At 71.9% G+C, this 12,035-nt stretch carries 9 protein-coding genes and 1 pseudogene; all 10 read right to left on the bottom strand.

Annotation, left to right across the window (positions count from 1 at the left end):
- Window positions 1–112 precede the first annotated feature (112 nt).
- Window positions 113–831: pseudogene (locus tag ACOBQU_RS28835) on the bottom strand (YggS family pyridoxal phosphate-dependent enzyme).
- 6 nt (window positions 832–837) lie between these two features.
- On the bottom strand, window positions 838–1,542 hold the full coding sequence (gene pgeF / locus ACOBQU_RS28830; RefSeq protein WP_423630947.1) for a peptidoglycan editing factor PgeF: 705 nt from the start codon (window positions 1,540–1,542) through the stop codon (window positions 838–840).
- A 26-nt stretch (window positions 1,543–1,568) separates the two neighbouring features.
- Complete coding sequence (ftsZ, locus tag ACOBQU_RS28825) at window positions 1,569–2,795, bottom strand: cell division protein FtsZ (RefSeq protein WP_423630945.1); 1,227 nt, start codon at window positions 2,793–2,795, stop codon at window positions 1,569–1,571.
- Window positions 2,796–3,069: 274 nt separating this feature from the next.
- Window positions 3,070–3,852, bottom strand: a complete 783-nt coding sequence (locus ACOBQU_RS28820) for a cell division protein FtsQ/DivIB (protein ID WP_423630943.1) — start codon at window positions 3,850–3,852, stop codon at window positions 3,070–3,072.
- Between the two features lie 14 nt (window positions 3,853–3,866).
- Window positions 3,867–4,961: an undecaprenyldiphospho-muramoylpentapeptide beta-N-acetylglucosaminyltransferase gene (gene murG, locus ACOBQU_RS28815; protein ID WP_423630941.1), complete on the bottom strand. Its 1,095-nt coding sequence runs from the start codon at window positions 4,959–4,961 to the stop codon at window positions 3,867–3,869.
- Window positions 4,962–4,967: 6 nt separating this feature from the next.
- On the bottom strand, window positions 4,968–6,338 hold the full coding sequence (ftsW, locus tag ACOBQU_RS28810; protein WP_423634770.1) for a putative lipid II flippase FtsW: 1,371 nt from the start codon (window positions 6,336–6,338) through the stop codon (window positions 4,968–4,970).
- A 111-nt stretch (window positions 6,339–6,449) separates the two neighbouring features.
- Window positions 6,450–7,886 carry a UDP-N-acetylmuramoyl-L-alanine--D-glutamate ligase gene (gene murD / locus ACOBQU_RS28805; protein ID WP_423630939.1) on the bottom strand — a complete coding sequence of 479 codons (1,437 nt, stop codon included), beginning with the start codon at window positions 7,884–7,886 and terminating at the stop codon, window positions 6,450–6,452.
- Complete coding sequence (gene mraY, locus ACOBQU_RS28800) at window positions 7,868–8,941, bottom strand: phospho-N-acetylmuramoyl-pentapeptide-transferase (protein WP_423630937.1); 1,074 nt, start codon at window positions 8,939–8,941, stop codon at window positions 7,868–7,870. The genes murD and mraY overlap by 19 nt, the downstream gene beginning before the upstream one ends.
- Complete coding sequence (locus ACOBQU_RS28795) at window positions 8,938–10,368, bottom strand: UDP-N-acetylmuramoyl-tripeptide--D-alanyl-D-alanine ligase (protein WP_423630935.1); 1,431 nt, start codon at window positions 10,366–10,368, stop codon at window positions 8,938–8,940. The genes mraY and ACOBQU_RS28795 overlap by 4 nt, the downstream gene beginning before the upstream one ends.
- Window positions 10,369–10,372: 4 nt before the next feature.
- On the bottom strand, window positions 10,373–12,028 hold the full coding sequence (locus ACOBQU_RS28790; protein ID WP_423630933.1) for a UDP-N-acetylmuramoyl-L-alanyl-D-glutamate--2,6-diaminopimelate ligase: 1,656 nt from the start codon (window positions 12,026–12,028) through the stop codon (window positions 10,373–10,375).
- Window positions 12,029–12,035: the final 7 nt, after the last annotated feature.

Here is a 12,035-nt window from a genome sequence, read left to right as displayed (position 1 = left end):
CGCTCTGTGGTGGATCGAGAGGTCGTCACCAACTTCCCGCGATCCACGAGGTATCCCCGCCTATCGGTGGGAATGACCATATTTTCTGCTGTGGTCCGACTTCCTGGCGACGTTACCCGAGCCCGCGGCGGACTCCGAGTACCGCCGTACCGACGCGCACATGTGTCGCACCGGCAGCAACGGCCTCTTCGAGGTCCGCACTCATCCCTGCCGACACCATGTTCGCAGCCGGATGGGCCACGCGCAGGGCAGTCGACAAATCCATCAGCCGCTCGAACGCCGCCTGTTGCCGTCCCGCATACTCCCCGGTGAGCGGCGCGACCGTCATCAGACCGTCGAGCCGCAGCCCCGGGGCGTCGGCCACGAGACCGGCCAACTCTTCGATTCCGCCGGGGCCCACGCCCCCGCGCTCCCCCGACCGCTCTCCCCCGCGTCCAGGGCGACCTGGACGAGGCAGCCGACCTCCCGCTCGGCCCGCACGGCGGCGGCCGACAGGGCGGAGACCAGCCTGGGCCGGTCCACCGACTGCACCACGTCCGCGTAACCCACCACGGAGCGCACCTTGTTGGTCTGGAGCTGGCCGACGAAGTGCCAGCTCAGCGGCAGGTCCGCGCACTCCGCGGCCTTGGGGGCCGCGTCCTGGTCGCGGTTCTCGGCGACGTGGCGCACGCCGAGTTCCGAGAGAATGCGCACATCGCTCGCCGGGTAGGTCTTGGTGACCACGATCAGGGTCACTTCTTCCCGCTTGCGTCCCGCGGCGGCGCAGGCCGCCGCGATGCGCTCTTCGACTTTCGCCAGGTTCGCGGCGAGTTCCGACTTACGGTCCGTCATGCCCCATCAGTCCAGCCAGACATAGCCCGCGAGCCGCCCGGTGGTGCGGTCGCGACGGTAGGAGAAGTGGTCGCCCGACTCCAGCGTGCACACCGGCGAGCGCTCCCGGTCGCGCACCCCGAGCCGGTCGAGCTGCGCGTGCACTCCGGCGGCCACGTCGACCGCGGGCGTGCCCCAGCTCGTCTCGGCGTGCGCCGCGGGCTCCACGGCGGCCACGTCGGCGCGCAGGTCCGCGGGCACCTCGTAACAGCGGCCGCAGACGGCGGGTCCGGTGCGGGCCACGATCCGCTCGGGCCGGGCGCCGAGCCCCACCATGGCCTCGACGGCGGCGGGCACGACCCCGGCGACCATGCCGGGACGGCCCGCGTGCGCCGCGGCGACGACACCCGCCGCCGGGTCGGCGAGGAGCACCGGCACGCAGTCGGCGGTGAGGACGGCGAGGGCGAGGCCGCGCTCGGCGGTGACCACCGCGTCGACCCGCGGGACCTCGTCGCCCCACGGCCCGTCGACGACGGCGACGTCACGGCCGTGCACCTGGTTCATCCAGACCACGCGGTCGGCGTCGACGCCGAGGGCCTTGGCGGCCAACGCGCGGTTCTCGCGGACGGCTTCGGGGTCGTCGCCGACCGCGCCGCCCAGGTTGAGCTGCTCGTACGGAGCGGCGCTCACCCCGCCCCACCGGTCGGTGAAGGCGAAGTGCGCGCCGCTCACAGTGCTCGTTCCGGAGCGCTTGGCTATCACTTCAGGAAGTCCGGCACGTCCAGCTCTTCGGCCTGGCTGTCCTGGTGCAGTCGGGTCGGCGGCACCTGAGGCGGCGTCACCGGGGCGGCGGGCGCCTCGGCCGCGGGCGCGGGCTCGACGGGCTCGGGGGCCGACGGCTCCTCGCGCGGGGTGACGCTGCCGAGGCCTCCGAAGGCCGGTCCCGGGCGGGACGATTCAGCGGAACGGCTGGTCGGAGCGGGCTCCTCGCGCTTGGGGGCGGACGAGCCGAGGACGTTGTCCCGCTTGGCGGGCGGCTGTCCGCCGTCGAACCCGGCGGCGATGACGGTCACCCGCACCTCGTCGCCGAGCGCGTCGTCGATGACCGCGCCGAAGATGATGTTGGCCTCGGGGTGGGCGGCCTCGCTGACCAGCTGGGCCGCCTCGTTGATCTCGAAGAGGCCGAGGTCGGAGCCGCCGGAGATGGAGAGCAGCACACCGCGGGCGCCGTCGATGGAGGCTTCCAGGAGCGGCGAGGAGATGGCCATCTCGGCGGCGGCCACCGCGCGGTCGTCGCCGCGGGCCGAGCCGATGCCCATCAGGGCCGAACCGGCCTCGGACATGACCGACTTGACGTCGGCGAAGTCGAGGTTGATCAGGCCGGGCGTGGTGATGAGGTCGGTGATGCCCTGGACGCCGGAGAGGAGCACCTGGTCGGCCGACTTGAACGCGTCGAGCACGCTGACCTGGCGGTCCGAGATGGAGAGCAGCCGGTCGTTCGGGATGACGATGAGGGTGTCGACCTCTTCGCGGAGCTCGGCGATGCCGTCCTCCGCCTGGTTCGCGCGGCGGCGGCCCTCGAAGGTGAACGGCCGGGTGACCACACCGATCGTCAGGGCGCCGAGCGAGCGCGCGATGTTGGCGACCACGGGCGCGCCGCCCGTGCCGGTGCCGCCGCCCTCACCGGCCGTCACGAAGACCATGTCGGCCCCCTTGAGGACCTCCTCGATCTCCTCGCGGTGGTCCTCGGCGGCCTTGCGGCCGACGGCCGGGTTGGCTCCGGCGCCGAGTCCGCGGGTGAGTTCACGGCCGACGTCGAGCTTGACGTCGGCGTCGCTCATCAACAGGGCTTGCGCGTCGGTGTTGATGGCGATGAACTCGACGCCCTTGAGACCGACCTCGATCATCCGGTTGATGGCATTGACACCACCGCCGCCGACACCGATGACTTTGATGACTGCGAGGTAGTTCTGCGGTGCTGCCACGTCGAAGGCCTCTCGCCTCGATTACGTGTCGCCGTCTCGCACTGCCGCGAGGCGCCGACTGATGCCGAATGGGACGGTCCGAACGCCGACCCGAACCCTAACGCTGAAGTTTAGGGTTACCAGTGTGTCTGTTCCCTGGACTCTTCCGAACAGGACACTAAGTCGACAAGTGGCGCGCGTTCAACGAACACGCCGAACCTCCCGTTTTTCTTTTCACCCTATGTGATCAGGCTTAAGCGTGCCCATCCAGGGTGCTGGCCTGCGCTGATGTACGTCAACTTCCCGATGACGCGGGGGCGGTGGGAACGCTCACGTCGAAGTGCCGTGCCTTCGGGACGGCTTTCATCAGCGCGGTGAGCGCCTCCCCCTTGGCGCGGCCCCGCTCGCCGCTGCCCCAGTCGACGGTGCGCCCGTCGGTCAACTCCAGCGTGATGGCGTCGTACGAGCGGACCTTCACCGCCCGGGTGCTCGCCACCACCGAACCGGGCAGGTCGGCGACCACCCTGACCGCCTCGCGGCGCAGCCGGTCGGGGCCGAAGCGGCGCAGGCTGGCGGCGGCGCCTCCGGAGCGGTCGGTGGTGAGTTCGAGCAGCGGCGCGCCCTTGGGGGCCTTGTCCACGGTGGCGAAACGCACCCCCTTGGCGTCCACTTCGACGAACTTTCCGCCCTTTTCCTCCAGTAGGACGGGGGTACGCTCCGTCACTTTCAGGGCGATTCCATGGGGCCAGGAGCGGACGACGTCAACCGAGTCAATTCGGGGCAATGCCCTCCGCAGCCGCTCCTCGATGGCGCCGGAATCGACCGAAACGAGCGGTCCGCCGAGGGGAACATCGGCCGCGTCGCGGACCGCTTCGGGCGTGAGCCTGAGGGTGCCGGAGACCGTCACGCGCTCCACGCGCAGCCACGAAGAGCCGTAGAGCACCCAGGCGCCGCCCCCGCCGACGAGGGCGAGGGCGACGGCCAGGGCGATCAGGGTGCGCCGCCGGGGCAGCCGCGGGCGGCGGGGGCGCGGGCCGGACGCGGGCCTGGTGCGCTCTGCGGTCTTCGGTCCGGCCACTTCGCCCTGCCTTCTCACGCGCCGCGGCGTGACGCAATCGCCTCGTACACCATGTTGACGAGGAGGTCGTCCGCGTCCCTGCGCCCGAACTCCGATGCGGCGCGGGACATCTCGTACAGCCGGTGCGGGTCGGCGAGCACGGGCAGCACCTGGGTCTGGACCCATTCGGGCGTCAGTTCCGCGTCGTCGACCAGCAGTCCGCCGCCCGCCTTGACCACCGGCTGGGCGTTCAGCCGCTGTTCGCCGTTGCCGATGGGCAGCGGGACGTAGGCGGCCGGAAGTCCGACGGCGGAGAGCTCGGCGACGGTCATCGCGCCCGCGCGGCAGAGCATCATGTCGGCCGCGGCGTACGCGAGGTCCATCCGGTCCACGTACGGTACCGGGATGTAGGGCGGCATCCCGGGCATGTTCTCGACGTACGGCAATTCGTTCTTCGGGCCGACGGCGTGCAGGATCTGGATGCCCGCGCGCTGGAGGACCGGGGCGACCTGCTGGATGACCTCGTTCAGGCGGCGGGCGCCCTGGGAGCCGCCGGAGACCAGCAGGGTGGGCAGGTTCGGGTCGAGGCCGAAGGTGTCGCGGGCCTCCGGCCGGACCTTGGCGCGGTCCAGCATGGCGATGGCGCGGCGCAGCGGGATGCCGATGTAGCGGGAGCCGCGCAGCTTGCTGTCGGGCGTGGAGACGGCGACGGCCGCCGCGTACCGGGAGCCGATCTTGTTGGCGAGGCCGGGGCGCGCGTTGGCCTCGTGCACCACGATCGGTACGCCCAGGCGCTTGGCGGCGAGGTAGCCGGGCAGCGCGACATAGCCGCCGAAGCCGACCACGCAGTCCGCCTTGGTGCGCTCCAGGACCTGCTCGGCCGCCTTGATGGTGCCGCGCAGCCGACCGGGCACGGTGATGAGCTCCGGTGTGGGCTTGCGGGGCAGCGGGACGGCGGGGATCAGGGCGAGTTCGTAACCGCGCTCGGGTACGAGTCGGGTCTCAAGACCGCGCTCCGTGCCGAGGGCCGTGATGCCCACGGTCGGGTCCTGCCTGCGCAGGGCGTCTGCGAGGGCAAGCGCGGGCTCGATGTGGCCGGCGGTCCCCCCACCGGCGAGTACGACATGCACCGAAATTCACCGCTCTCCGGACGAACGCGCCTTGACGCGCCGTCGCATCGTGTTCCATCTCACCCGAGGTTGCCGCATGGCCAGGGCCGCCTTCGCCGCGGGGTCCTCTCGCGCGAACGCGATGAGGAGTCCGACGGCGAACATGGTCGGCAGCAGGGCGGAGCCCCCGTAGGAGAACAGCGGGAGCGGGACACCGGCGATCGGCAGCAGACCGAGCACCGCACCGACGTTGACCACGGCCTGGGCCGTGATCCAGGTGGTCACGCCTCCCGCGGCGTACCTCACGAAGGGGTCCTCCGTGCGTCCGGCCACGCGGATACCCGCATAGCCTAGAGCCGCGAACAGGGCGAGCACCGACAGTGTCCCCGCGAGACCGAGTTCCTCCCCGGTGATCGCGAAGATGAAGTCGGTGTGCGGTTCGGGTAGTTGACCCCATTTTTCCACACTCGCGCCCAGTCCGGAACCGAAGAATCCGCCGGAGGCCAGGGCGTAGATGCCGTGCACGGCCTGCCAGCACTGGTCGCCGGGTCCGGGGTCGGTGGCGCCGATGCAGCCGAGCCGGGCCATGCGGTTGGGGCTGGTCTTGATGAGGATCACACCGAGCACGGCCGCGATGCTGAGGACCCCCGCGAACAGCCGCGTCGGCGCCCCCGCGAGCCAGAGCAGCCCGAAGAGGATCGCGGTGAGGATGATCGCGGTGCCCATGTCGCCGCCCAGCATGATCAGGCCGAGCAGCATGAAGGTGACCGGGACGAGCGGCACCAGCATGTGCTTCCACTGGGTAAGCAGCCGCTTGTCCTGCTTGCGCGCGAGCAGGTCGGCGCCCCACAGGACCAGCGCCAGCTTGCCGAACTCGCTGGGCTGGAGCTGGAAGGGACCGCCCAGATAGATCCAGTTCTGATTGCCGTTGACGCTGCGCCCTATCCCGGGGATCTGGACGAGGACCATCAGGAACACGGACGCCGCGAGGATCGGATAGGACAGCGCCCGGTGCAGCTTCACCGGGATCCGCATGGCCGCGAGCAGCAGCCCGGTGCCGAGCACGGCGGCGACGAACTGCTTGCGGAAGAAGTACGAGGCGGGCAGGTTCAGCTGCAGCGCCTGGATCATCGACGCCGAGTAGACCATCACCAGGCCGAGCGCGGTGATCAGCAGGCTGCTGCCCAGGATCAGGTAGTACGAGGTCAGCGGCCGGTCCCAGGCCCGCCGGACCCGGGTGTGGAGCCGCCGCAGCCCGTTCTCGCGCGGCCCCCGGGGGCCGCCGCGCGGGCGGGTCGCCTTCTTCGGGGCCTTCTTCGGCGGGTTCTTGGGGGTCTTCTTCGGTGTGCGGGGCGTGCGCGGGGTCCGGGGCGCTCGCACGGAGGCGCGCCCGGCCATCAGGAGCGCCCCCTCGCGGTGCCCGACGGCTCCCCGGTCCACGCCCACGATGCCGACGCTGTCACGTGCCCTCCTCACGGTGCCGGGCGCCCCGGACCCCGCAGGGCCGCCTCAGGCGCTCGCGCCGAGTTCGCGAACCGCTGCCGCGAACGCGTCACCACGCTCGTTGTAGTTGGTGAACATGTCCATCGACGCGCAGGCCGGGGCCAGCAGGACGGTGTCCCCCGGCTCCGCGAGCCGCGCCGCCTGGCGTACCGCCTCGGACATCGCCCCAGTGTCGGTCCGGTCGAGGTCCACGACCGGGACCTGTGGGGCGTGTCGCGCGAGGGCTTCTCCGATCAGCGCGCGGTCCGCGCCGATCAGGACGACGCCGCGCAGGCGCCGTGCCGCGCCCGCGACCAGGTCGTCGAAGGACGCCCCCTTGGCGAGCCCGCCCGCGATCCACACGATCGACTCGTACGCCGCCAACGAGGCCTCGGTGGCGTGCGTGTTGGTGGCCTTGGAGTCGTCCACGTACGCGACGTCCGCGACGTCGGCGACGTGCTCGATACGGTGGGCGTCCGGGCGGAAGGCCCGCAGGCCGTCACGGACGGCCGACGGCTGCACGCCGAAGGCGCGGGCGAGCGCGGCAGCGGCGAGGGCGTTGGCGATGTTGTGCGGGGCCGGGGGCGTGACGTCGGAGACCTCGGCCAGCTCCTGGGCCTGCTTGTGGCGGTCGGGGACGAAGGCACGGTCGACCAGGATGCCGTCCACGACGCCGAGTTGCGAGGGGGCCGGGGTGTTCAGGGTGAAGCCGATGGCGCGGCAGCCCTCCTCGACGTCGGCCTCGCGGACCAGGTCCTCGGTCGCCGGGTCGGCGGCGTTGTAGACGCAGGCGATCCGGTTGCCCTCGTAAATCCGGCCCTTGTCGGCGGCGTACGCCTCCATGGAGCCGTGCCAGTCGAGGTGGTCCGGGGCGAGGTTGAGGACGGCCGCGGAGTGGGCGCGCAGGGAGGGCGCCCAGTGCAGCTGGTAGCTGGACAGCTCCACGGCGAGGACGTCGTAGGCGCCGTCGCCCTCGCGGACGACGTCGACGATGGGCGTGCCGATGTTGCCGACGGCCGCCGTGCGCAGGCCCGCGGCGCGCAGGATCGAGGCGAGCATCCGCGTCGTGGTGGTCTTGCCGTTGGTGCCGGTGACGGCGAGCCAGGGCGCGGCGTCCGGACCGCGCAGCCGCCAGGCGACCTCGACGTCGCCGACGACGTCGACGCCCGCCGCGGCGGCGGCCGCGAACAGGGGGCTGTCGGGCTTCCAGCCCGGCGAGGTGACCACGAGGCCGGTGCCCTCGGGGAGGGTGTCGGCGTCCCCGAGGCGCACCGCCACGCCCGCCTCGGCCAGCTCGGCGGCACGCGCCTCGAGCGCCGGGCCCGAGCCGCCGTCCACGACGGTGACCTCGGCGCCCAGGTCGGCGAGGGCGCGGGCGGCGCTGACGCCGCTCACGCCGAGCCCGGCGACGGTGACGCGCAGCCCCTTCCAGTCCTGCGGTTCGCTCACTTCTTGGCTGCCCATCCCGCGTAGAAGAGGCCGAGGCCGACGATCACGCACATGCCCTGGATGATCCAGAAGCGGACCACGACCAGGACCTCGGACCAGCCCTTGAGTTCGAAGTGGTGCTGGAGCGGCGCCATCCGGAAGACCCGCTTACCGGTGAGGCGGAACGAGCCGACCTGGATGACCACCGACATGGTGATGAGGACGAACAGGCCGCCGAGGAGGGCGAGCAGCAGCTCGGTGCGGGAGCAGATCGCGAGGCCCGCGAGCGCGCCGCCGAGGGCGAGGGAGCCGGTGTCTCCCATGAAGATCTTCGCGGGCGAGGTGTTCCACCACAGGAAGCCGAAGCAGGCGCCCATCAGCGCGGAGGCGACGACGGCCAGGTCGAGCGGGTCTCTGACCTCGAAGCAGGCGGCCGGGTTGGTGAGGTCGGAGGCGTTGGCGCAGGACTCCTGGAACTGCCAGACGCCGATGAACGTGTACGCGCCGAAGACCATCACGGAGGCGCCGGTGGCGAGGCCGTCGAGGCCGTCGGTGAGGTTCACGCCGTTCGACATCGCGAGGATCATGAACAGCGCCCAGACGACGAACAGGACCGGGCCGATCGACCAGCCGAAGTCCTCCACGAACGACAGCTTCGTCGACGCCGGGGTCTGGCCGCGGCTGTCGGAGAACTGGAGCGCGAGCACCGCGAAGGCGATGCCGACGATCAGCTGCCCCGCCATCTTCGCCTTGGCGCGCAGGCCGAGCGAGCGCCGCTTGACGATCTTGATGTAGTCGTCGAGGAAGCCGACCAGGCCCATGCCCGCCATCAGACCGAGCACGAGCAGACCGGAGATGGTCGGCTCGGCGCCGGTGATGATCTTGCTCAGGAAGTACGCGATGAGGGTCGCCAGGATGAAGGCGATGCCGCCCATGGTCGGCGTACCGCGCTTGCTGTGGTGCTCGCGCGGGCCGTCGTCGCGGATGTACTGGCCATAGCCCTTGCGCGCAAGGAGCTTGATCAGCAAGGGCGTCCCGACCAGGGTCAGGAAGAGCCCGATCACCCCCGCGAAGAGGATCTGCTTCATCATCGGGCGTCAACTCCGCCCGTGGTGGCGTCGGCGGCATCGGCTACGAGCGCCTGCGCGACCTTCTCCAGACCGACCGATCTGGACGCCTTCACCAGCACGACGTCTCCTGGGCGCAGCTCGCTGCGCAACAGGTCGACCGCCGCCTGTGCGTCGGACACGTGCACCGACTCCTCACCCCACGAACCCTCGTTGTATGCGCCCAGTTGGAGCCAGGACGCTTCCCTGCCCCCGACTGCCACGAGCTTGTTCACGTTCAGCCGGACGGCCAGGCGCCCGACCGCGTCGTGCTCGGCGAGCCCTTCGTCACCCAGCTCGGCCATCTGGCCGAGCACCGCCCACGTGCGCCCCCCGCGTGCCTGGGTGGCCCGGCCCATGGCCGCCAGCGCGCGCAGGGCGGCTCGCATGGACTCGGGGTTCGCGTTGTAGGCGTCGTTGACGACGGTCACGCCGTCCGGGCGCTCGGTGACCTCCATCCGCCAGCGGGACAGCGTGCCCGCGTCGGAGAGCGCGACGGCGATCTCGTCCACGGACATGCCGAGGTCATAGGCGACGGCGGCCGCGGCGAGCGCGTTCGACACGTGGTGCTCACCGTACAGGCGCAGCCGCACGTCGCTGCACCCGGTGGGTGTGGTCAGCGTGAAGGAGGGCTGTCCGTTCTCCGTGAGCCGGACATTCTCGGCGCGTACGTCGGCGTCCTCGGCCTCGCCGAAGAGCAGCACCCGGGCCTTGGTGCGGGCGGCCATGGCGCGCACCAGGGGGTCGTCGGCGTTGAGGATCGCGGTGCCGTCCGCGGGCAGCGACTCAACCAGCTCACCCTTTGCTTCCGCGATCTGCTCACGGCCGCCGAACTCGCCGATGTGGGCGGTGCCGACGTTCAGGACGAGGCCGACGCGGGGCGGCGTGAGGCCCGTCAGGTACCGGATGTGGCCCTTGCCGCGGGCGCCCATCTCCAGGACGAGGAAACGGGTCTCCTCGGTGGCGGACAGGGCGGTCAGCGGCAGGCCGATCTCGTTGTTGAGCGAGCCCGGCGTCCACACCGTGGGCGCCTTGCGCTGGAGCACCTGGGCGATCAGGTCCTTGGTGCTGGTCTTGCCCGCGGAGCCGGTGAGGGCGACGAGGGTCGCGCCGAGCCGCCCCACCACGTAGCGGGCGAGCGCGCCGAGCGCGGTCTGCACGTCGTCCACCACGATGGCGGGCACGCCGACGGGCCGCTCGGCGAGGACGGCGACGGCCCCTGCCGCGACGACCTGGGCCGCGTAGTCGTGGCCGTCGACGCGCTCGCCGACGAACGCGGCGAACAGGCCGCCGGGCTCCACCTCACGGGAGTCCCGGACGACCGGCGCGGTGACCCGGACCGACGGATCCGGTATGTCGTACGTCTGCCCGCCGACGACGGTGGCGATCTCGGCGAGGGAGAGGGCGATCACAACTTCATCCCTGGGTTTGCTCGATAGCTTCGCGAAGCACCTGGCGGTCGTCGAAGGGACGGACCACCCCGGCGATGTCCTGGCCCTGCTCGTGTCCCTTGCCCGCGACGAGGACGGTGTCGCCGGGGCGGGCGCGGGCGACGGCGGCGGCGATCGCGGCGGCCCGGTCCTCGAACACGGCGACCTCGCCGCGCTCGTGGGCGGGCACCTCGGCGGCGCCCGCGAGCATCGCCGCGAGGATGGCGAGGGGGTCCTCGCCACGGGGGTTGTCGGAGGTCAGCACGGCGGTGTCGGCGAGCCGGGCCGCGGCGGCGCCCATCGGCCCGCGCTTGGTCTGGTCGCGGTCGCCGCCGCAGCCGAGCACGATGTGCAGCTTGCCCTCGGTGACCTTGCGCAGCGCGCGCAGGACCGATTCGACGGCGTCCGTCTTGTGGGCGTAGTCGACGACCGCGAGGTAGTCCTGCCCGGCGTCGACGCGCTCCAGGCGGCCGGGGACGCCCGGCACGGCCGCGATGCCGTCGGCCGCCGTCTGCGGGTCGATCCCGGCGACGGCGAGCGCGACGATCGCGGCCAGCGTGTTGGCGACGTTGAACGGGCCCGCCAGCGGCGACCGGGCGGCGATCCGCTCGCCCTTGGGGCCGATGGCGGTGAACGTCGAGTCAAGCGGCCCGACCTGGACGTCCTCGGCGCGCCAGTCGGCGTCCGGGTGGCCCTCGGCGGAGAAGGAGGTGACCGGCACCTCGGACTCGGTCAGGAGTCTGCGCCCGTACTCGTCGTCGTAGTTGACGACGCCCAGCCGCGCCCGCCGCTCGGTGAACAGCTGCGCCTTGGCCCGGAAGTAGTCCTCCATGTCGGAGTGGAACTCCATGTGCTCCGGGCTCAGGTTGTTGAAGACGGCGACGTCGAAGACGCAGCCGTCCACCCGCCCGAGCACCAGGGCGTGGCTGGAGACCTCCATCGCCACCGCCTGGACGCCGCGCTCGCGCATCACCGCGAACAGCGCCTGGAGGTCGGTGGCTTCGGGCGTGGTGCGCTCGGACTTGATGCGCTCGTCGCCGATGCGCATCTCGACGGTGCCGATCAGGCCCGTGCTGCGCACCGTCCGCAGGCCGCCCTCGATGAGGTACGCGGTCGTGGTCTTGCCGGACGTGCCGGTGATGCCGATCTGGAGCAGGTCGTGCCCCGGGTGGCCGTACACCGTGGCGGCCAGTTCGCCCATGCGGCCGCGCGGGTCGTCGACGACGAGGACCGGCAGGCCGGTCGCGGCGGCGCGGTCGGCGCCGGTGGGGTCGGTGAGGACCGCGGCGGCGCCGTGGCCCGCGGCCTGGGCGGCGAAGTCGGCGCCGTGGAAGCGGGCGCCGGGCAGCGCGGCGTAGAGGTCGCCGGGGCGCACCGCGCGGGAGTCGTGGGTGATGCCGGTGATGCCTGGCGAGGTGCCCGGGGTGGCGGCCCCCAACTGATCGGCGAGCTCCGCGAGGGGGGTGGCGGAGACCTGGGCCGGACGTGGCGGTCCCGGATAGGTCACGGGAGCGCCCTTCTGGGTGGTTTGGGACTGATCAGCGTGTGGCACGGCGGTGAGCGTACCGGGCGCACCCCCGGTGGGGCCAAAAGGGAGGGGGCCGGGCGTGCGGTTCCCCGGATTCGGGGTGATGGTCGTCACGGGTGGC

The organism is Streptomyces sp. G45, assembly GCF_049542095.1.
GTDB lineage: Bacteria > Actinomycetota > Actinomycetes > Streptomycetales > Streptomycetaceae > Streptomyces.
Note: the sequence above shows the minus strand (reverse complement) of the source record. Positions and strands in the feature narration are given on the sequence as shown.

Coding starts and splice junctions, on each gene's coding strand:
- ftsW (WP_423634770.1), bottom strand. CDS start 6,338: ATGGCCGGGCGCGCCTCCGTGCGAGCGCCCCGGACCCCGCGCACGCCC.
- murD (WP_423630939.1), bottom strand. CDS start 7,886: ATGGGCAGCCAAGAAGTGAGCGAACCGCAGGACTGGAAGGGGCTGCGC.
- mraY (WP_423630937.1), bottom strand. CDS start 8,941: ATGATGAAGCAGATCCTCTTCGCGGGGGTGATCGGGCTCTTCCTGACC.